Here is a 20,684-nt window from a genome sequence, read left to right on the forward strand (position 1 = left end):
GGGAGGTGATCGCGGATGGACCGCCGTCGTGAGGACCCGCGCGGGGCGCTCGTACGTCCGTACGCGGTCACCCGAGGGCGTACCGAGCCCCGGCAGGACATCGCCCTGGAGGCGGTGCTGATGGCCAGCCCGACGGCGGTCGCCGAGTCACGGTTCGCCGGGCACGACAAGCACCGCATCGCCACGATCTGCGAGGGCCGGGCCCAGTCGCTGGCGGAGATCGCCGCGTACACCCGGATGCCGCTGGGGGTGACCCGGGTGCTGGTCGCCGACATGGTGGCCGAGGGCCTGCTCACGCTACACACTGCCGCTCCCGCCGAGGGGTTCGAGGAGCGGATGGAGATCCTTGGAAGGGTGTTAAGTGGACTTCGCAGGCTATGACCCCGCCGGGGCACGCCAGAACCGGGGAATCGTCTCCGCGAAGATCGTGGTCGCGGGCGGGTTCGGCGTGGGCAAGACGACCCTGGTCGGCGCGATCTCGGAGATCACCCCGCTGACCACCGAAGCGGTGATGACCGCGGCCGGCGTCGGCATCGACGACCCGTCCAAGGTGCCGGGCAAGGAGACCACCACGGTCGCCATGGACTTCGGCCGGATCACCATGGCGCAGGACCTGATCCTCTATCTCTTCGGCACGCCGGGCCAGACCCGCTTCTGGTTCATGTGGGACGAGATCATCCGGGGCGCGGTGGGCGCGGCGGTCCTGGTGGACACCCGCCGGATCACCGACGCGTTCGCGCCGCTGGACTACTTCGAGAACCGCAACCTGCCGTACGTGGTGGCGCTGAACCACTTCGACGGCGCGCCGGAATACGAGCTGGACGAGGTCCGCGAGGCCCTGGCCATCCGGCCCGACGTGCCGCTGGTGATGACCGACGCCCGCAACCGGGAGTCGGTGAAGCAGGTGCTGGTGACCGTCGTGGAGCACGCGATGCTCCGGCTCCAGGCCGAGCACGACCGGGGCTACCCGGCACCGGTCGGCTGACGCCCCCGGGCGCCGCGCGACCGTTGCGCGGCGCCCGGAGCGTCCGGCGTCCGGTGCCCGGCGTTAAGAGGGGGCCCTTCCTCTACCGCAGGCGTTAACGGGGGGCCCTTCCTTTCATTCCACGCGGAGCCGGTAGCCGCGTTTCACCACGGTCTGCACCACCCGCGGCGCGCGCAGGCCGGCACGCAGCCGGGCCACCGCCATCTCCACCGCGTGCTCGTCCGCGCCGCGCGGCAGCGTCCGCAGCAGGGCGGTACGCGACAGCACCCGGCCGGGAGTGTCGGCCAGCGCCCGCAGCACCGCCATCGGGGCCGGGGCGAGCGGCCGCAGGTCGCCGTCGACGACGGCCGCGTGCCCGCGCAGCGTGAGCAGGTGACCGGCCACCTTCAGCGTGACGGTACGCCGGGGCAGCTCGTCCACGATGGTGCGGACCAGGGCGCCGAGCCGGGCCCGGTTCGGGGCGCTCACCGGTACCCCACGCCGCAGCAGCGGTTCAGCGGTCACCGCGCCGACGCAGGCGGCCAGCACGTCACCGCGGAGCGCGTCGAGCACCGCCTCGGTGCGGTCGCCCGCGCTGCGCAGCAGCGCCTCGGCGGCCGGCGCGGAGGTGAACGTGACCGCGTCGACCAGCCGGCCGGCGACCAGGTCGATCAGCCGGTGCAGGGGGGCCGGGTCGGTCGGTGGAGCCCACCGGTAGACCGGCACCTCGATGACGGTCGCCCCGGCGTCCTCCAGCGCCATCGTGCAGTCCGGCTGCCGCTCGCCGTGCAGCTGCATGGCGATGACCTGGCCGGCCACCCCACGACGGCGCAGGTGGTCGACCACCTCGTCGCAGCTCTCCGAGGCCGGTGACCACTGGTCGTGCAGACCGGCGGCGCGGATCGCCCCGCGTGCCTTGGGGCCGCGCGCCACCACGTACGCCTCGCCGAGCACCGAGCGCAGCGGCTCGGCGAGCCCCCACCCCTCGGCCGCCTCCAGCCAGCCGCGCATGCCGATGCCGGTGTTGGCCATCAGGATGTCCGGCGGCCGGTCGAGGCAGGCGCGGGTGGCCTCGCGCAGCTCCGTGTCGTCGGCCAGCGGCACGATCCGCAGGGCGGGGGCCAGGACCACCCGGGCGCCCCGCCGCTGGAGCAGCGCGGCCAACTCGTCCCGTCGCCGGTCCGCGGTCACGCCGATGGTGAAGCCGGACAACTCGTCGCGCATCAGGTCTCCTGTCGCAGCCGCACCTCGACCAGTCCGTCCCGGCACCGCACCTCGTGCCGCCCGACGGAGACTCCCGGCAGGTCCAGGCAGTGCCCGGTGCGCAGGTCGTACACCTGCTTGTGCAGCGGGGAGGCGAGCGTGGGCGCCCCGCCGCGGCTGCCCACGATCCCCCGGGACAGCACGTACGCGCCGGTGACCGGGTCCCGGTTGTCGACCGCGAAGATCCCGTCGGCGGTGCGGAACAGCGCCACCTGCTCACCGGCGACCAGGGCGGCGACGCCCCGGTCGGTGTCCAGCCGGTCCAGCGGGCAGACCGTCGTCCAGGTCAGCGTCGTGGGGGTGATCGTGACGGTCATCGCCGTACCTCCGGCATTCCCAGGGCGACCGGCGTCGTCCGCGCCACGGCGGGCACCGGTTGGCCGCGTTCTTCGGTGAAGGTGATGGACGGATCGGGCACGTCCGGCGCGTTGACGAAGGAGGTGAACCGGCGCAGCCGGTCCCGGTCCTCCAGCACGTCCCGCCACTCGTCCGAGTACGAGGTGACGTGCCGGTTCATCGCCGCGTCGAGTTCGGCGCAGAGCCCCAGCGAGTCGTCCACGATCACCGCCCGGAGATGGTCGAGGCCGCCGTCCATCGTCTCGATCCAGGCGGCGGTGCGTTGCAGCCGGTCGGCGGTGCGCACGTAATACATCAAGAATCTATCGACCAAGGAAATCAGAGCTTCTGTAGACAGATCAGTGGCGAACAGGTCGGCGTGCCGGGGCCGGAAACCGCCGTTGCCGCCGACGTAGAGGTTCCAGCCGGTCTCGGTGGCGATGATCCCGAAGTCCTTGCTCCGCGCCTCGGCGCACTCCCGGGCACAGCCGGACACCGCCGACTTGAGCTTGTGCGGGGCGCGCAGACCCCGGTAGCGCAGTTCCAGGGCGACGGCGAGCCCGACCGAGTCCTGCACCCCGTACCGGCACCACGTCTCGCCGACGCACGACTTCACGGTCCGCAGCGCCTTGCCGTACGCGTGGCCGGACTCGAACCCGGCGTCGACCAGCCGGCGCCAGATCTGCGGCAGCTGCTCCACCCGGGCGCCGAACAGGTCGATCCGCTGACCGCCGGTGATCTTGGTGTAGAGCTGGAAGTCCCGGGCGACCTCACCGATCACGATCAGTTTCTCCGGGGTGATCTCGCCGCCGGGGATCCGGGGCACCACCGAGTAGCTGCCGTCGCGTTGCAGGTTGGCCAGGAAGTGGTCGTTGGTGTCCTGCAACGACGCCTGCTCGCCGTCGAGCACGTGCCCGCCGCCGAGCGACGCGAGGATGGAGGCGACCACCGGCTTGCAGATGTCGCAGCCCCGACCCCGGCCGTGCTCGGCGACGAGCTGGGAGAACGTCCGGATGCCGCGGACCCGGACGATCTCGAAGAGTTCCCGCCGGCTGGCGTCGAAGTGCTCGCACAACGCGGTGGACTGGCGCACCCCGGCCGCGTCGAGGAGCTGCTTGAGCATCGGCACACAGGAACCGCAGCTCGTACCGGCCCGGGTGCACGCCTTCAACGCCGGCACGTCGGCGGCGCCCTGCGCGATGGCGGCCTCGACGTCGTCGCGGGTGACCGCGTTGCAGGAGCAGACCTGCGCGGTGCCGGGCAACGCGGCCAGGCCGGTGCCCTCCGCGCCGGCCGGCGCGAGCAGCGCCAGCGGGGGACCGGGCAGCGGACCGCCGACGCTGGCCCGCAGGGTCGGGTAGGCGCTCGCGTCACCCACCAGCACGCCGCCGAGCAGGGTCGACGCGTCGTCGGAGAGAACCAGCTTCGCGTACACGCGGGTGGCCGGGTCGACATACGTCACGTCCAGGCAGCCCGGTGTGGTGCCGTGCGCGTCGCCGAACGAGGCCACGTCCACCCCGAGCAGCTTCAGCTTCGTGGCGGTGTCCGCACCCGCGAAGGTGGCCGCGCCGCCGACCAGCCGGTCGGCCACCACCTCGGCCATCGCGTACCCGGGTGCGACCAGGCCGTGGCAGACGCCGTCCACCGCGGCGCACTCACCCAACGCCCAGATCCGCTCGTCGGGGGTACCGCAGGTGGCGTCCACCAGCACCCCGCCACGCGGGCCGAGCGGCAGGTCGGCGGCCCGGGCCAGTTCGTCACGGGGGCGGATGCCGGCGGCCACCACCACCAGCTCGGCCTCGACCACCGTGCCGTCGGCCAGCTCCAGTCCGGCGACCGTGCCGTCCGGACCGGGACGCAGCGCCGTGGTGGCCACCCCCAGGTGGCACGTCACGCCCAGCTCCTCCACGTAACGGCGGAGCAGGGCGCCCCCGGCCAGGTCGACCTGCGCCGGCATCAGCCGGGGCGCGAACTCCACCACGCTGGTGGTCAGGCCGAGCAGCCGCAGCGCGTTCGCCGCCTCCAGGCCGAGCAGGCCGCCGCCGATCACCGCGCCGGTCCGGCGCCCCCGGGCGTGCTCCCGCAGCGCCTCCAGGTCGTCGAGGGTCCGGTAGACGAACACCCCGGGCAGGTCCGCGCCGGCGATCGGCGGCACGAACGCGGACGAGCCGGTGGCCAGCACCAGCGCGTCGTACGGATGCTCGCCGGTGGCCGTGCCGACCACCCGTCGCGCCCGGTCGATCGACGTGGCCGGCTCGCCCAGCCGCAGGTCCACGCCGTCGTCGGGGGTGTGCAGGTTCAGCTCGTCGGCGCTCACCCCGTCGAAGAACGCCGAGAGCCGCACCCGGTCGTACGCCGGTCGGGTCTCCTCCGCGAGCACCGTGACCTGCCAGCGGCGGTCCGTGTCGCGGGCCCGCAGCGCGTCGACGAAGCGCTGCCCCACCATGCCGTTGCCGACCACGACCAGTCTGTCCGTGTTCACCGCGCCACCTCCACCGAGTCCGCTTCGGACAACCAGCCGACGATCCCGGCGACCGCGTCCCGGCAGCTGCCGCAGCCGGTGCCGGCCCGGGTCCCCGCCACCACGGCGTCGACCGTCCGTGCCCCGGAGCGCCAGCAGCCCACCAGCGCCCCCTTGCTCACGTTGTTGCACTGGCAGACGGTCGCCGCGTCCGGCATCAGCGCCGGTGACGTGGCCGGCTCCGCCGCCGTGGTGCCGAACGCCCGGCCGAGCAGCAGCGACCGGCGGTCGGCCGGCACCGGCTGCCCCCGGTCGAAGAGCTGGATCACCGTGCCGACCGCCGGGTTGTCGCCGAGCAGGATCGCGCCGGTCAACCGCTCGCCGCTGATCCGCAGCCGGGCGTAGGTGCCCCGGGTCGGGTCGGCGAAGGTCAGCTCCTCGCCGTCCGCGCCGCCCGGTTCGCCCATGGCGGCCAGGTCGATGCCGGCGGCCTTGAGCCGGGTCACCGGCGGGCGGGGTCGGTACCGGGCCAGCGGGTCCTCGCCGGTGAGCACCTGCGCCACCACCCGGGCCTGCGCCCAGGCCGGTGCGACCAGCCCGCTCACCGCGCCGTCGTGCTGGGCGCAGTCGCCGATCGCCGAGATCCGCCGGTCGCCGGTGCGCAGCTGGTCGTCGACCAGCACGCCCCGTTGGACGGCCAGCCCGGCTGCGGCGGCCAGCGTGGTGTCCGGACGTACCCCGCAGGACAGCACCAGGAGGTCGGCGTGCAGCGACCGGCCGTCGGCCAGGTCGAGCCGGACACCGTCGGCGTCCGCGCGTACCGCGGTCGCCGGGACCGCCAGGTGGGTGGTCACCCCGAGGCCGGCGAGCGTGCCGGCCAGCACGGCCGCGCCGGCCGGGTCGAGCTGGCGCTCCATCAGGTACGGCACCGGGTGTACGACGGCCACGTCCAGCCCGCGGGCGGCGAGCCCGCGGGCCGCCTCCAGCCCGAGCAGCCCGCCGCCGAGCACCAGCGCGGTGCGGGCCCGGCCGGCCACCGCCAGGATCCGCCGGCAGTCGTCGAGGGTGCGGAACGGGACCACCCGCTCCGGCAGTTCCGGGGCGTCCAGCCCGGGCAGGGGCGGCACCAACGCCCGGCTGCCGGTGGCGAGCACCAGGTGGTCGTAGGAGATCCGGTCGCCGTCGTCGGTCGCCACCGTGCGGTCGACGCGGTCGATCGCCGTCGCGGTCACGCCGGTACGCAGGTCGACGCCCTGCCCGGCGACCTCGGCCAGTTCCACGTCCGACTCGCCGACCTTCCCGGCCAGCAGGGTGGAGAGCATGATCCGGTTGTACGCCCGGTGTGGCTCCGCGCCGAGCACGGTGACCTTCCGGTCGCCGCCCCGGGCGTGCAGCTCGCCCGCGAGCCGCGCACCGGCCATGCCGTTGCCGATGATCACGACTTGTTCGCTCATGGCTCCGTCACCTTCTCGACGCGGACGGCACAGATCTTGAATTCCGGCATGCCGGAGACGGGGTCGACGGCGTCGTTGGTGACCGAGTTGGCCCGCGCCGCGCCGCCCCAGTGGAACGGCGCGAAGACGGTGTCCGGGCGGATGCCCGGGCTGAGCCGGGCCGGGGCCACCATGTCGCCCCGGCGCGACACCACCCGGACCGGCTCACCCTCGGCGACGCCGAGCCGACCGGCCAGGTCGGGGTGCAGCTCGACGAACGCCTCCGGGGCCACCCGGCGCAGCGCGGCGACCCGTCGGGTCTGGGTGCCGGACTGGTACTGCGCGAGGACCCGGCCGGTGGTGAAGTGCAGCGGGTACGCGGCGCACACCTCCTCGGCCGCCGGGCGGTGCTCGACGGCGTGGAAGCGGGCGCGGCCGTCCGGCGTGCCGAAGCGGTCGGCGAACAGCCGAGGGGTGTCCGGTCCGTCGGTGTCCGGGCAGGGCCAGAACACCCCGTCGTTCTCGTCGATCCGCTCCCAGCTCACCCCGGCGTAGTCGGCGACCCCGCCGGCCGACGCCCGACGCAGCTCGGCGAAGACCACCCGGGGATCGGCGGCGTCGACTGCCCCCGCGCCGTGCTCCGGGGTCGCGCCGTGCTCCTGCTTGGGTGTTAGGAGGGGGCCCTTCCTATGCACCAGGCGATAAGAAGGGGCCCCTCCTTGCAACTGGTGGGTGAGGTCGGCGAGGACGGCGAGGTCGGTGCGGACACCGGGGGGTGGCTCACGCAGCGCCCGGCGGCGCAGCACCCGACCCTCCAGGTTGGTCATCGTGCCGTCCTCCTCCGCCCACTGTGCGGTGGGCAGCACCACGTCGGCCAGCGCGGCCGTCTCGGAGAGCAGGAAGTCGGCGACCACCAGCAGGTCGAGGTCGCGCAGCCGGCCCTCGACGCGGGCCGCCCGGGGCGCGGAGACCACCGGGTTGGAGCCGAAGACCAGCAGCGCCTTCGGTCCCCCGGCGGTGCCCAGCGAGTCGAGCAACTGGTAGGCGGGCACGCCGGGGCCGGGCAGTTCCTCGGCCGGTACGCCCCAGACCCCGGCGACGTGCTCCCGGGCGACCGGGTCGTCGATCCGCCGGTAACCGGGGAGTTGGTCGGCCTTCTGCCCGTGCTCCCGTCCGCCCTGGCCGTTGCCCTGCCCGGTGAGGCAGCCGTAGCCGGAGCCGGGCCGGCCGGGCAGGCCGAGGGCGAGCGCGAGGTTGACGAACCCGGTGACCGTGTCGACGCCCTTGGCGTGCTGCTCCGCGCCGCGGGCGGTGAGGATGATCGCCCGCTCGGCGGTGCCCAGGGCGCGGGCGGTGGCCTCGATGTCGGCCACCGGCACCCCGGAGAGCGCCTCGGCGCGGGCCGGCCACCACCCGGCCACGCCGCGCCGCACCGCGTCGAAGCCGGTGGTGCGGCCGGCGACGTACTCCCGGTCGACCCAGCCCTCGGTGAGCGCCACGTGCAGCAGCGCGTTGGCCACCGCCAGGTCGGTGCCGGGCAGCGGTTGCAGGTGCAGGTCGGCGTGGCGGGCGGTGGCGGTGACCCGGGGGTCGACCACGATCAGATTCCCGCCGCGCTCCCGCTGCTCGGTCAGCCAGCGCACCAGCGGCGGCATCGTCTCGGCGGGGTTCGCGCCGACCAGCAGCAGGGTGTCGGCCCGGCCGAGGTCGGACAGCGGGAACGGCAGGCCGCGGTCCACGCCGAAGGCGCGCATCCCGGCCGCCGCCGCCGAGGACATGCAGAACCGTCCGTTGTAGTCGATGTGCCGGGTGCGCAGCGCGACCCGGGCGAACCGGCCCAGCGCGTACGCCTTCTCGTTGGTGAGCCCGCCGCCACCGAACACCGCGACCGCGTCGCGGCCGTGTCCGGTCTGGACGGCGCGGATCCCGGTGACGACCCGGTCCAGCGCCTCCGCCCAGCTGGCCGGGCGCAGCTCCCCGCCGGGGCGGTCGCGCAGCAGTGGAGTGGTCAGCCGTTCGGGATGGTCGAGCAGCTCGGCGGCGGTCCAGCCCTTCTGGCAGAGGCCACCCCGGTTGGTCGGGAACTGCCGGGCCGCGACCGTGACCCGGCCCGCCTCCGCGCGCAGGGTCATGCCGCACTGGAGTGCGCAGTACGGGCAGTGCGTCGCCACCTCCCGGGGGTCGTCCCCCGTTCCAGTCGCGGACCGCGCACCGTCTGTCATGTCCGTGAAGCGTGCCGCCGGGCGGTTTCCGGTCCGGGTCCCGTCTGTTTCGGTCCTGTCAAGAGCGCCTCACACCGCACGGTCGGTGCCGGCGTGTTCGCGTGGCTAATAATGTGAGACAACTTTCTCGCATGATGGGAGACGAGTCATGGGTGTGGCGGAGGCGTTCGCGCGCGGTATGTCACCCGGTGGGTGTTCTGCCGGTCCGGGAGCGTGGAAACCGCCAGCGGGGGATGACCGGCGGTCATACCAGCCGGTAGTCTTCCCGGCATGACTGCCAAGGTGACCCTGTCGTTCACGGACGAGACGATCCAGGAGGCCCGGCGGTTCGCCAAGCGCGAGGGTCTCTCCCTCTCCGCCTGGATGGACCAGGCCGCCCGGGAGAAGGCGCTGCGCGAGGTCTTCGCCGCGCACGCGGCCGTGGTCAACCGGGCCGGTCTCGACCTGGAGACCGCCGCGCTCGCCGACGCCCGCGAGGTGAGCATGGTCGGCGACCTGCTCGCCGGCGGTCACCCGCGTGCTGCGTAGGGGCGAGGTCTGGCGCATCGCCGGCGCCCGGGAACGGCTCGGGCTGGTCGTCAGCTCCGACGTCTACAACTCCACCGACGTACCCATCGTCATCGTCGCCGAGGTGGTGCAGGAGTCGCAGCTGCGCGACTCGCCGCTCGCGGTGCCGCTGGGGGTGTACGTGGTGATGCCCGACCGGCTCTCCTCGCCGATGAAGAAGTGGTTCACCGAGTGCGTGGACGTCGCCGACACCGAGACCATGCAGCGGGTCGGGCGGGCGTTGCGCATCCTGCAACAGATCTGACATCTCACCGGTCACTCCGGCCGCACGTGCGATCTCCGTTTCCGGAACGACGCGCGCCGGGCACTGCCGGGAAACCCCGGATTCCTAGCGTTCCTCCAGGTCACACCGACGAGGAGGAACCGCCGTGAGCACGATAGCCCCCGCCGTCGTCACGCCACCGCCGGCCGCGACCGGCCGCCGGCACCGCATCGACGACTGGCGCCCGGAGGACCCGGACTTCTGGCGTACGACCGGCGCGCCGATCGCGCGGCGCAACCTCTGGGTCTCCGTCTTCGCCGAGCACGTCGGGTTCTCGGTGTGGAGCCTCTGGTCGGTGACCGTGCTGTTCCTCGGCCCCGCGTACGGCATCGACCCGGCCGGGAAGTTCCTGCTCACCGCCGTACCCGCCGCGCTGGGGGCGGTGCTGCGGCTGCCGTACACCCTCGCCGTGGCCCGGTTCGGCGGACGGACCTGGACCATCGTCAGCGCGCTGCTGCTGCTCCTGCCGACGATCCCGATGGCGGTGCTGCTGGAACCGGGCGTCTCCTACACCACCCTGATGGTGCTCGCCTGCCTCACCGGTGTCGGCGGCGGCAACTTCGCCTCCTCGATGGCGAACATCAACCTGTTCTACCCGCAACGGCTCAAGGGGCGGGCGCTCGGGCTCAACGCCGGTGGCGGCAACCTCGGCGTACCGGCGGTGCAGCTGGTCGGCCTGGCGGTGCTGGCCACCGCCGGCGCCGCGTACCCCCGGCTGGTCCCGGCCGTGTACATCCCGCTGATCGTGCTGGCCGCGCTGGCCGCGTCGCGCTGGTTGGACAACATCCCCGGCGCCCGCAACGAGCCCGGCGCGCTGCGCGAGGCCGCCCGGGACCCGCACACCTGGATCATGTCGCTGCTGTACATCGGTACCTTCGGCTCGTTCATCGGCTTCGGCTTCGCCTTCGGCCAGGTGCTCCAGCTCCAGTTCGCCGACCGCTTCCCGACCCCGGTCGACGCCGCCTGGCTGACCTTCCTCGGCCCGCTGATCGGCTCGCTGATCCGCCCGGTCGGCGGTCACCTCGCCGACCGCCTCGGCGGGGCCCGGGTCACCTTCTGGAACTTCGTGGCGATGGCGGCCGGGGCCGGGCTGGTGCTGTGGGCCGCCCGCGAGCGCTCGTTCCCGCTCTACCTGGCCGGGTTCCTGGCGCTGTTCGTCTTCTCCGGGATCGGCAACGGATCGACGTACAAGATGATCCCGGCGATCTTCCGGGCCCGGGCCACCGCCGCCGTGGACGACGGCCGGCGCGAGGCGGAGGCCGCCCGGCGCTGGTCGATCCGGATGACCGGGGCGCTGATCGGCATCGCCGGCGCGGTCGGCGCGTCCGGCGGGGTGCTGGTCAACATCGCCTTCCGGCAGTCGTTCCTGACCCGGGGCAGCGCCGACGCCGCGTACGTCGCCTTCATCGTCGCGTACGCGGTGTGCTTTGGGGTGACCTGGCTGGTCTACCTGCGTCCCGGCCGGCGGGAGCTGCCCGGGGTGTGACGCCGGCGACGTTCTGCGGCGGGGTCCGGGGTGACGTCCGGTGCGGGCGGCACCCCGTTTTGACCTGCCCGCCGGGCGGCGAGTATCGTTGCCCGCTGTTGTACGACATCCAGAGGCGTGCCGCGTAAGGTACGCTTGGTCGTTCGTGCGCGCTGGTCCGGCCTGGTACATCTGGTCACCTCGGCGCGCGACCCCAGACCGACGACGAGACAAGGTAGACCTGTGCGTACGTACAGCCCGAAGCCGGGTGAGATCGAGCGTCAGTGGCACGTCATCGACGCCTCTGATGTCGTGCTGGGCCGCCTGGCCACCCACGCCGCCACGCTGCTGCGCGGCAAGCACAAGCCGACTTTCGCGCCGCACGTCGACACCGGCGACTTCGTCGTCGTCGTGAACGCGGGCAAGATCGCGCTGACCGGCAACAAGCGGCAGACCAAGATTGCCTACCGCCACTCCGGTTACCCGGGTGGTCTGAAGCAGGTCGGCTACGACGAGCTGCTGACCAAGCGTCCCGAGCGGGCCATCGAGCTTGCCGTGAAGGGGATGCTCCCGCACAACAAGCTCGGCCGTCAGCTGATCAAGAAGCTGAAGGTCTACGCCGGTGCCGAGCACCCGCACGGCGCGCAGCAGCCGGTGCCGTTCGAGATCAAGCAGATCGCGCAGTGAGCGCGGGCGAGGAAAGCAGCATGACCGACATCACCGCCACCGAGGTCGCCCCCGAGGCCACCGAGGCGCCGGCGCCCGTCGCCCGCGCCCCCCGTGGTGACCGCCCGATCCAGACCGTCGGCCGCCGCAAGGAGGCCATCGTCCGGGTCCGCATCGTCCCGGGCACCGGCAAGATCACCTGCAACGGCCGGGACCTCGAGGCCTACTTCCCGAGCAAGGTGCACCAGCAGCTCATCAAGGACCCGCTGGTGACCGCCGAGAAGCCCGAGGCGTTCGACGTCATCGCCAACCTGCGTGGCGGCGGCACCACCGGTCAGGCCGGCGCGCTCCGCCTGGCGATCGCCCGCGCGCTGATCGTCAACGAGCCCGACGACCGCCCGGCCCTCAAGAAGGCCGGCTTCCTCACCCGGGACGCCCGGGTCAAGGAGAGCAAGAAGTACGGCCTCAAGAAGGCCCGTAAGGCTCCCCAGTACTCGAAGCGCTGACCACCAGCGTCGCGTTGTACTTCTGACGGACGGCCGGATCGCCTCCCCACGACGGGAGGTGGTCCGGCCGTTCGCTTTCTCCTTCATCGGCAGTTTCATCGGAGGTTGGCGGGTATGGGCCGGTTGTTCGGCACGGACGGCGTACGCGGACGCGCGAACGCGGATCTCACGCCCGAGTTGGCGCTCGCGGTGGCGGTCGCCGCCGCCCACACACTCGCCGAGTCGGACCGGAGCCATCCGCCGCTGGCCGTGGTCGGCCGGGACACCCGGGCCAGCGGCGAGATGCTGGAGGCCGCGGTGGTGGCCGGGCTCACCAGCGCCGGCGCGAACGTGGTCCGGGTCGGGGTACTGCCCACCCCCGCCGTGGCGTTCCTCACCGCCGAGGCCAAGGCGGACCTGGGCGTCATGCTCTCCGCGTCGCACAACCCGATGCCCGACAACGGGATCAAGCTCTTCGCCGCCGGCGGGCACAAGCTGCCGGACGAGATCGAGATGAAGATCGAGGCGGCCGTCGAGACGAACGCCACCACCGCCTGGGAACGGCCGATCGGGGCCGGCGTCGGGCGGGTGCACGATCTGCTCGACGGCGCCGACCACTACGTGCAGCACCTGGTCTCCTCCGTCGGTCACCGCCTCGACGGGATCAAGGTCGTGGTGGACTGCGCGAACGGCGCGGCGGCCGAGGTCGCCCCGGTCGCCTACCGGGAGGCCGGCGCGGAGGTCGTCGCGATCCACGCCGAGCCGGACGGGCTCAACATCAACGACGAGTGCGGCTCCAACCACATCGAGGCGCTGCGCGCCGCCGTGGTCGAGCACGGCGCCCACCTGGGCATCGCCCACGACGGCGACGCGGACCGGTGCCTGGCGGTCACCGCCGACGGCGACGAGATCGACGGCGACCAGATCATGGCGATCCTCGCCCTGGCCATGCGGGAGGCCGGGACGCTGACCGGGGACACCCTGGTGGCCACCGTGATGAGCAACCTCGGCCTGCGCCTGGCGATGTCCGCCGAGGGCATCCGGCTGGTCGAGACGAAGGTCGGCGACCGGTACGTGCTGGAGGAGCTGCGCGCCTCGGGCCTGGCCCTGGGCGGCGAGCAGAGCGGCCACATCGTGATGCCCGCGCACGCGACCACCGGCGACGGCGTCCTCACCGGCCTGCACCTGATGTCGCGGATGGCGGCCACCGGGAAGTCCCTGGCCGAGCTGGCGGATGTCATCACCCGGCTGCCGCAGGTGCTGATCAACGTGCCGGTCGGTGACCGTGCGGTCGGCGCGGCGGCACCCGCCGTTCAGGCCGAGGTTTCCCGGGCCGAGGCGGAACTGGGCGAGACCGGGCGGGTGCTGCTGCGTCCCTCCGGCACCGAGCCGCTGGTGCGGGTCATGGTGGAGGCCGCCACCGAGCGGACCGCCCGCCAGGTCGCCGAGCGCATCGCCGAGCAGGTCCGCGCCGCCAGCCCGCCCGCCTGAGGTCCGGTTCGCCCCGCCGTCGGGCGAGGTCGACTCCACGTGGTCACCTCGCCCGCATCGCTTCCCGGGGCCCGCGCCCCGCGTCGCGCCGCCGCCCTGTCCTGCACGCTTCCGCGTCGCACCGCCGCCCTGTCCTGCGTGCATCCGCGTCGCAGCGCCGTGCCTCTTGACCGCTGCCACCGGCCGATCTCGCCAACGCACACTGTCGAGCTGAGCCATCCATGACGTCACGCGTCCGCCGGCGTGGGGAGCGTGCCGAGGTCGTGCGCGTGGACGAGCCGACAACTTCGGGGAAGATGTCCCCTCCCGTGCACCGGAGCCAGCATCTTCCCCGAAGTTGTCGCCGTGGGCGTCCGCGCGTCGGGGTTCCTGCTCATGCGGGCGTCTTCCGGTGCGCCGTCCACGGGTGATGCATCGGCGACATCAGCTCGACAGGGCGGCAAGCGAGGCAGCCGCACTCGCGCGATGCCCCGGGTTCTCGGGTCCTCGCGTCCCGGTCTCTTCCCTGACGTGGCGGGGACGCGACGGCGACGCCCCGGGGCGACGGCGTCAGGCCGCCGTGACCCGGCGCAGGAAGCGGGCGGCGAGATCGACGATCCGCTCGGCGTCCAGCGCCAGCGCCGGCCCGGCCACCGTCACCTCGGTCATCGCCAGTCCGGGCACCTCACCGTCCCGCCACTGGCCGGCGAACCAGACCTGCTCCTGCTCGGCGAGGGCCAGGTTGGCGTCGTTGAGGAGGTCGGCGGGGTACGGCAGCCACAGCCGGAACTGGTGGGTGTGCGGCGGGGCGGGGAACACCCGCGCCCCCGGCAGGCCCGCGAGCACCTCGGCGACCGTGCGGGCGTGCGCCACGTAACCGGCTAGCCTGGGCAGCTCGTGGTCCAGCCCGTGCAGCGCGGCCAGGGCCGCCGGCCACTGCTGGAACACCATGCCGCCGAAGCGGTGCCGCCAGGCGCGCGCGTAACGGGCCAGCGCCGCGTCACCGGCCAGAGCCGCACCGGAGATGCCGTCGAGAGACTTGTAGAAGGAGACGTAGACGCTGTCCGCCAGCGCCGCCACCTCGGCGAGCGGCCGGCCCAGGTGGACCGTCGACTCCCAGAGCCGGGCGCCGTCGATGTGCACCCGGGCGCCGATGTCCCGGGCCGCCCGGACGACGTCGACCAGCTCGTCCCAGGTGGGCAGCACGAAGCCGGCCTCGCGCAGCGGCAGCTCCAGCATCAGGCTGCCGACCGGTTCGTCGAGGGCGGCCACCTCCTCGGCCGTCGGGTTGCGTGGGTCCCGGGTGGTGAGCACCGCGCGCAGGCCGCCGAGCACGGCGTACGCGTCCCGCTCGTGTTGCCGCGGATGGCCGAGCGGGTGCAGGCCGACGCCGGTCCGGCCGGTCAGCTCGGCGCCGTACCGCAGGGCCACCTGCTGGGCCATCGTGCCGGTCGGGAAGAAGACGGCCGTCTCGGTGCCGAGCAGGTCGGCGACCCGGCGCTCCAGCGCCTCCACCGCACCGCCCTCGCCGTAGAAGTCCGGCAGCAGGTCGTCCGGTGCGCCGGCCCGCATCGCGTCGAGCTGCTCGGCGACCGACGTCGGACGTATCCCGGAGAGCACCGTGTGGCAGCCGCGCAGCGCCCGCAGTCGCCGGGTGCGCAGGGCGGACGCGTCGGAGCCGCTCACCGCGGCACCGCCAGCCGGCGCAGCCGGGAGACCGCCTCGGTCAGCACCTCGGGGCGTTTGCAGAACGCGAAGCGGACCAGCCGGCGGCCCGCCTCCGGGTCGTCGTAGAAGACCTGGGTGGGCACCGCCACCACCCCGCACCGCTCGGGCAGGGCCCGGCAGAACTCCACCCCGTCCCGGCCGCCGAGCGCGCCGACGTCGGCGGTGACGAAGTAGGTCCCCTCCGGTGCCAGCACCTCGAACCCGGCCTCGGTGAGGCCGCCGACGAGCTGGTCGCGGCGGGCCTGCATCCCGTCGCGGAACCCGGTGAAGTAGTCGTCCGGCAGCGCCAGCGCCACCGCGACCGCCGGTTGCAGGGGCGCCGCGTTGACGAAGGTGAGGAACTGCTTGACCCGCAGCACCGCCGACACCAGTGCGGCCGGGCCGCTGACCCAGCCGACCTTCCACCCGGTGCAGGAGAACGTCTTGCCGGCCGAGGAGATCCGCAGGGTCCGTTCGCGCATCCCGGGCAGCGTCGCCAGCGGCACGTGGGGGCTGGCCGCGTCGGTGAACACCAGGTGCTCGTACACCTCGTCGGTCACCGCGTAGGCGTCGTTCTCCCGGCACAGCTCGGCCACCAGCGCGAGCTCGTCCGGGGTGAACACCTTGCCGGTGGGGTTGTGCGGGGAGTTGAGCAGGACCAGCCGGGTGCGGGGCCCGAACGCGGCGCGCAGGGCGTCCGGGTCGAAGGCGTACCGGCCGTCCGCGCCGGGACGCAGCGTGACCGGCCGCCGGGCCGCGCCGGCCAGGGCGATCGAGGCGGCGTACGAGTCGTAGTACGGCTCGAAGCAGATCACCTCGTCGCCCGGCTCGCAGAGGCCGAGGATCGCGGCGGCGACCGCCTCGGTGGCGCCGGCGGTGACCGCGATCTCGCCGTCCGGGTCGTACTCCAGGCCCCAGAAGCGGCGCTGGTGCGCGGCCACCGCCGTGCGCAGCGCCGGAATGCCCGGTCCCGGCGGGTACTGGTTCTGCCCGGCGCGCAGCGCCGCCTCGGCGGCGGCCAGCATCTCCGGCGGGCCGTCGGTGTCGGGGAAGCCCTGGCCGAGGTTCACCGCGCCGGTGCGTACGGCGAGCGCGGACATCTCGGCGAAGATCGTCGTCCCGAACGGGCGCATCCGCTGCACCAGGGGATCGACATCGGCGGTCGTCACGTCCGCCAGCCTACGGACTCCGGCGGTCCGATCAACCCGGGGCGTTTCCTCACCGTGAGTAGCGGATAGTTCCCTTCGCTCAAAGTAACTGTTCGTTTTGCCGACTTCCGAGCACGTGTGCTGAGCGAAGCTGGGTTAGGCTGCCACCCATGTGTGGAATTGTGGGATACGCCGGTGCCCGGCCGGCGCTCGGCATCGTGCTGGACGGACTGCGGCGGCTGGAATACCGCGGCTACGACTCGGCCGGCGTGGCCATCGTCTGCGACGACGTGCTGCTGACCGAGAAGAAGGCCGGCAAGCTGGCCAACCTGGAGAAGGTGCTCTCCGAGCGGGCCGCCGAGGACCCGGCCTCCTGCGCCGCCAGCCCGATCGGCATCGGCGACGGCACCACCGGCATCGGGCACACCCGCTGGGCCACCCACGGCGGGCCGACCGACCGCAACGCCCACCCGCACCTGGCCCCGGACGGCCGCGTCGCGGTCATCCACAACGGCATCATCGAGAACTTCGCGAAGCTCCGCGCCGAACTGGAGGCCGACGGGGTCCAGTTCACCAGCGACACCGACACCGAGTGCGCCGCGCACCTGCTCTCCGCCGCGCTGGCCGACCTGCGCGCCGCCGGACAACCGGACGGCCCGCAGCTGCTCGCCGCCGGTATGCGGGTGGTCTGCCAGCGGCTGGAGGGCGCGTTCACGCTGCTCGCCGTCGACGCCTCGGTGCCCGGCGCGGTGGTCGGCGCCCGGCGCAACTCGCCGCTGGTCGTCGGCCGGGGCGACGGGGAGAACTACCTCGCCAGCGACGTGGCCGCGTTCATCGAGCACACCCGCGAGGCGGTGGAGCTGGGCCAGGACCAGATCGTCCTGATCACCGGCGACACCATCGAGATCACCGACTTCGCCGGCCAGCCGGCCAGCGGCAAGGACTTCCACATCGACTGGGACTCCTCGGCCGCGGAGAAGGGTGGCTACGACTGGTTCATGCTCAAGGAGATCGAGGAGCAGCCGCAGGCCATCGCCGACACGCTGCTCGGCCGCCTCACCGACACCGGCGAGATCATGCTCGACGAGGTCCGGCTCAGCGACCAGGACCTGCGGGACGTCGACAAGATCTTCATCGTCGCCTGCGGCACCGCGTACCACTCCGGGATGGTCGCCAAGTACGCCATCGAGCACTGGACCCGGATCCCGTGCGAGGTGGAGCTGGCCAGCGAGTTCCGCTACCGCGACCCGGTCCTCGACCGGTCCACGCTGATCGTGGTGATCTCGCAGTCCGGCGAGACGATGGACACCCTGATGGCGCTGCGCCACGCCAAGGAGCAGAAGGCCCGGGTCCTGGCGATCTGCAACACCAACGGGTCGACCATCCCCCGGGAGTCCGACGCGGTCCTCTACACCCACGGCGGTCCGGAGATCGCCGTCGCCTCCACCAAGGCGTTCCTCACCCAGCTCGTCGCCTGCTATCTCATCGGCCTGCACCTCGCCCAGGTGCGCGGGATCAAGTTCGCCGACGAGGTGGCCGCGGTGGTGTCCCAGCTCCAGGAGATGCCGGGCAAGCTGCGCGAGCTGCTGGAGCGGATCGAACCGGTCCGGGAGCTGGCCCGGGACCTGAAGTCCGAGCCGACCGTGCTGTTCATCGGCCGGCACGTCGGCTACCCGGTGGCCCTGGAGGGCGCGCTCAAGCTCAAGGAACTGGCGTACATGCACGCCGAGGGCTTCGCCGCCGGCGAGCTGAAGCACGGCCCGATCGCGCTGATCGACAAGGGCACCCCGGTGATCTGCATCGTGCCGTCGCCGGTGGGCCGGGGCATGCTGCACGACAAGGTGGTCTCCAACATCCAGGAGGTACGCGCCAGGGGGGCCAGGACCATCGTCATCGCCGAGGAGGGCGACGAGGCGGTCGTCCGCTACGCCGACCACCTGATCTACGTGCCGCGTACGCCGACGCTGCTCGCCCCACTGGTGACCACCGTGCCGCTCCAGGTGCTCGCCGCCGAGATCGCCGCCGCCCGGGGACACGACGTGGACCAGCCGCGCAACCTGGCCAAGTCGGTCACCGTCGAGTAACCACGCCCGCACCGCCGCCGACCCCGGGCCACCACGCCGGTGACCCGGGGTCGGCGCGTTCGCGGCGGTGAGAGGTCGATACCGCCGCCCGACGTCACCGGCCGAGCACCACCCGGGCCATACCGTCCAGGGCCGGGTTCCCCTCCTCCCAATAGCCGCTGTGGCCGTGCCGCCCACTGGGGAAGGTGCGCCCACCGAACCCCGGGTCGGCCGGGTCGTGGCCGAACCACAGCCGGTCCGCCGGTCCGCCGAGCAGAGTGAGCGCCGCGCCGAGCGGCGAGACGGCCCGCAGCGGGCGGCGCAGCAACTCCTCCGGCGACCGTACCGCCCGGATCACGTCGTCCGGGGCGGTGCTGGCCCACACCTGTCCCGGAGGCACCCCCAGCTCCCCGGCGTGGGCCACGCCGACCCCGGGCGAGCCGACGAAGACCAGCGCGTCGGCGGCCAGCCCGTGGTCCCGGGCCGTCGCGCCCACCACCAGCGACCCGTAGCTGTGCCCCAGCACGGTCTGCCGGCCCGGCGGCCCGTCGTGGGTGGCCCGCAGGCCCTCCTGGAACCGGTGCAGCGCCGGACCGGCGTCGACCGCCCGCCCCGGTCCGGCCGCCTCGTGCAAAAAGTCCGGTGCGTCGTAGTCCAGCCAGAGCACCGCCGCGCTCTCCTCACCCGGGGCCAGCACGGCGCAGCGGGCCAGCACCCGCCCTGCCCGGTCCAGCTCGCCGGGCACGTCGTCCAGGCCCGCCGTCATCCCCGGCACGTAGGTGAGGACCCGGCCGGCCCGGTCCGGGTCGCCCAACGCCACCACCGCCCGTCCCTCACCGCCGGTGCCCAGCCCCAGCAGGTACGCCCGGGGACCCTCGGCCGCCGCCAGGCGCCCGGTCAGCGCGTCCAGCCCACCGAGCGACCGGTCGACCCGGAGCAGCCCGGCCACCTCGACCGGCCCCGGCGGAACCCGCAGGCACAGTCGCCGGCGTTCGGCGAGCAGCTCCTCCCGGCGTACCGCGAGGAGCAGCCGGTTCGCCTGGTCCCGGGCCGCCACCGGGATCCCGTCCAGGGCACCGACCCGCTCCGGCTCGTGCGCCACCAGCCACCGGCGCTGCGCCGCGGTGAGCCCGTCCCACCAGGCGTGCACCAGTGCGGGACCGGTGCCCGGCGCGGGCCGGCCGGGCGGGGGCGGGGTGGTCCAGGTGGTGCGGGCGGCCGCCGCCAGTCCGGCCAGCAGTCCGGCCGCCTCCCGGTCGGCCGCCGTGGCCAGGTCCAGCGCGGTGTCCAGCGCGGCGGCGACACCGGCCACCACCGGCCCCGCCCGGTGCGGCGCCGGGCCGGACGGGTCGACGGTGACGCGACCGTGCCGGTCCACCCGGACGCCGCTGCGATCGGCGAGCGTGACCGCCGCGTCCAGCCGGGCCTTCGCCACGCGCAGCCGGACGGCGAACCCGTCCAGCACCTGGTCGACCTCGACCAGGGCGGGCAGCGCGGCGGCAAGGTCGGCCCGCAGCGCGGTGAGCCGGGCGTCGGCGGCAGCGGCGGCCGGACCGACCCACCCCTGTCGCAGCGTCGCCGCGTCGGCGGCCACCTCGCCGGCGCGGCGCTCGATGACCCCCACCCCGTCGCGCCACGTCGCTCCGGCGGCCCGCCACGCGCCCGGGTCGGCCGCCCAGAGCTGCCGGTAGCCGACCCGACCCGCCGGAGCCGGGGACACCGCCGCCGGGGCGGTCACCGGGACAGCCTGGCGAACCGGCCGGCTGCCCGGTCGTCCACGGCCTCGTAGGCGGTGCCGGCCGCCCGGACCGCCTCGCCGGTGGCGGCCACCCGGGCGGCGAGCCCGCCGAACCAGCCGTGCACCGCCGACTCCAGCCCGGCGAGGGCGGCGCCGGTGGCCCACTCCGGCGCGGGCACCACCAGCCCCGGCCGGCCGGTCAGCCCGTGCGCCAGCCGGTAGGCGTCCTCGCCGAGCGCACCCGCGCTCCGGCGCAGCACGTCCGGTCGGACGGTCAAGGTCTCCTCGGTCATCTCCGGCCCCCCGTGGCACGACGACAGCGACCAGCGTGACGCTAGGCGGCCCGGGTCGGCCCGGGTGTGCCCTGTGGACAGCCGCGACCCGCCCTACCCACCCGTTGTCCACAGGCATTGCCCCGGGTGACGACGGCGGCT

18 protein-coding genes are annotated in these 20,684 nt (G+C 73.8%); 9 read left to right on the forward strand and 9 right to left on the reverse strand.

Annotated features, from left to right (window positions below):
- The first annotated feature begins 15 nt into the window (after positions 1-15).
- The gene (locus D7223_RS19220) at positions 16-381 is read left to right on the forward strand and encodes a DUF742 domain-containing protein (RefSeq protein ID WP_120729784.1); all 366 of its coding nucleotides are present in this window, start codon (positions 16-18) and stop codon (positions 379-381) included.
- Positions 362-985, forward strand: coding sequence for a GTP-binding protein (locus D7223_RS19225; protein ID WP_120729785.1), 624 nt, complete (start codon positions 362-364; stop codon positions 983-985). The genes D7223_RS19220 and D7223_RS19225 overlap by 20 nt, the downstream gene beginning before the upstream one ends.
- A gap of 114 nt (positions 986-1,099) precedes the next feature.
- On the opposite strand, the gene D7223_RS19230 is transcribed toward D7223_RS19225, so the two are convergent.
- From D7223_RS19230 to D7223_RS19250, 5 genes are read right to left on the reverse strand one after another with little or no spacing between them, the layout of a single operon-like run.
- A complete protein-coding gene (locus D7223_RS19230; protein WP_120729786.1) occupies positions 1,100-2,188 on the reverse strand; it encodes a uroporphyrinogen-III synthase in 1,089 nt (362 codons plus the stop codon).
- A complete protein-coding gene (gene nirD, locus D7223_RS19235) occupies positions 2,188-2,532 on the reverse strand; it encodes a nitrite reductase small subunit NirD (protein WP_120729920.1) in 345 nt (114 codons plus the stop codon). The genes D7223_RS19230 and nirD overlap by 1 nt, the downstream gene beginning before the upstream one ends.
- A gap of 8 nt (positions 2,533-2,540) precedes the next feature.
- Positions 2,541-5,045 (reverse strand): nitrite reductase large subunit NirB, encoded by a 2,505-nt coding sequence (gene nirB, locus D7223_RS19240; RefSeq protein WP_120729787.1) that lies wholly within the window; start codon positions 5,043-5,045, stop codon positions 2,541-2,543.
- Positions 5,042-6,478, reverse strand: coding sequence for an FAD-dependent oxidoreductase (locus D7223_RS19245; RefSeq protein WP_120729788.1), 1,437 nt, complete (start codon positions 6,476-6,478; stop codon positions 5,042-5,044). The genes nirB and D7223_RS19245 overlap by 4 nt, the downstream gene beginning before the upstream one ends.
- Positions 6,475-8,679: a molybdopterin oxidoreductase family protein gene (locus D7223_RS19250; RefSeq protein WP_120729789.1), complete on the reverse strand. Its 2,205-nt coding sequence runs from the start codon at positions 8,677-8,679 to the stop codon at positions 6,475-6,477. The genes D7223_RS19245 and D7223_RS19250 overlap by 4 nt, the downstream gene beginning before the upstream one ends.
- 270 nt (positions 8,680-8,949) lie before the next feature.
- Between D7223_RS19250 and D7223_RS19255 the strand changes: the two genes are divergently transcribed.
- From D7223_RS19255 to glmM, 6 genes are all read left to right on the forward strand, one after another.
- Entirely contained in the window at positions 8,950-9,207 is a 258-nt protein-coding gene (locus tag D7223_RS19255) for a DUF6364 family protein (protein ID WP_120729790.1), read from the forward strand.
- Positions 9,197-9,490, forward strand: a complete 294-nt coding sequence (locus D7223_RS19260) for a type II toxin-antitoxin system PemK/MazF family toxin (protein ID WP_120729791.1) — start codon at positions 9,197-9,199, stop codon at positions 9,488-9,490. The genes D7223_RS19255 and D7223_RS19260 overlap by 11 nt, the downstream gene beginning before the upstream one ends.
- A gap of 124 nt (positions 9,491-9,614) precedes the next feature.
- The gene (locus D7223_RS19265; protein ID WP_186832339.1) at positions 9,615-10,994 is read left to right on the forward strand and encodes an MFS transporter; all 1,380 of its coding nucleotides are present in this window, start codon (positions 9,615-9,617) and stop codon (positions 10,992-10,994) included.
- Positions 10,995-11,216: 222 nt separating this feature from the next.
- A complete protein-coding gene (gene rplM, locus D7223_RS19270) occupies positions 11,217-11,660 on the forward strand; it encodes a 50S ribosomal protein L13 (RefSeq protein ID WP_120729792.1) in 444 nt (147 codons plus the stop codon).
- 20 nt (positions 11,661-11,680) lie between these two features.
- The gene (gene rpsI, locus D7223_RS19275) at positions 11,681-12,145 is read left to right on the forward strand and encodes a 30S ribosomal protein S9 (protein WP_102658823.1); all 465 of its coding nucleotides are present in this window, start codon (positions 11,681-11,683) and stop codon (positions 12,143-12,145) included.
- A gap of 114 nt (positions 12,146-12,259) precedes the next feature.
- Positions 12,260-13,615, forward strand: a complete 1,356-nt coding sequence (glmM, locus tag D7223_RS19280; RefSeq protein ID WP_120729793.1) for a phosphoglucosamine mutase — start codon at positions 12,260-12,262, stop codon at positions 13,613-13,615.
- 549 nt (positions 13,616-14,164) lie between these two features.
- Here glmM and D7223_RS19285 read toward each other — a convergent pair.
- Complete coding sequence (locus D7223_RS19285; RefSeq protein WP_120729794.1) at positions 14,165-15,280, reverse strand: threonine aldolase family protein; 1,116 nt, start codon at positions 15,278-15,280, stop codon at positions 14,165-14,167.
- Positions 15,277-16,470, reverse strand: a complete 1,194-nt coding sequence (locus D7223_RS19290) for a pyridoxal phosphate-dependent aminotransferase (protein WP_120729795.1) — start codon at positions 16,468-16,470, stop codon at positions 15,277-15,279. The genes D7223_RS19285 and D7223_RS19290 overlap by 4 nt, the downstream gene beginning before the upstream one ends.
- Positions 16,471-16,619: 149 nt before the next feature.
- Here D7223_RS19290 and glmS point away from each other — a divergent pair, with 149 nt between their 5' ends.
- A complete protein-coding gene (gene glmS / locus D7223_RS19295; RefSeq protein ID WP_120729796.1) occupies positions 16,620-18,533 on the forward strand; it encodes a glutamine--fructose-6-phosphate transaminase (isomerizing) in 1,914 nt (637 codons plus the stop codon).
- Positions 18,534-18,627: 94 nt separating this feature from the next.
- On the opposite strand, the gene D7223_RS19300 is transcribed toward glmS, so the two are convergent.
- On the reverse strand, positions 18,628-20,250 hold the full coding sequence (locus tag D7223_RS19300; protein WP_238162117.1) for an alpha/beta hydrolase: 1,623 nt from the start codon (positions 20,248-20,250) through the stop codon (positions 18,628-18,630).
- Positions 20,247-20,543, reverse strand: coding sequence for a type VII secretion target (locus tag D7223_RS19305; protein WP_120729797.1), 297 nt, complete (start codon positions 20,541-20,543; stop codon positions 20,247-20,249). The genes D7223_RS19300 and D7223_RS19305 overlap by 4 nt, the downstream gene beginning before the upstream one ends.
- Between the last annotated feature and the right edge of the window lie 141 nt (positions 20,544-20,684).

It is taken from the genome of Micromonospora endolithica, from assembly GCF_003626595.1.
GTDB lineage: Bacteria > Actinomycetota > Actinomycetes > Mycobacteriales > Micromonosporaceae > Micromonospora > Micromonospora endolithica.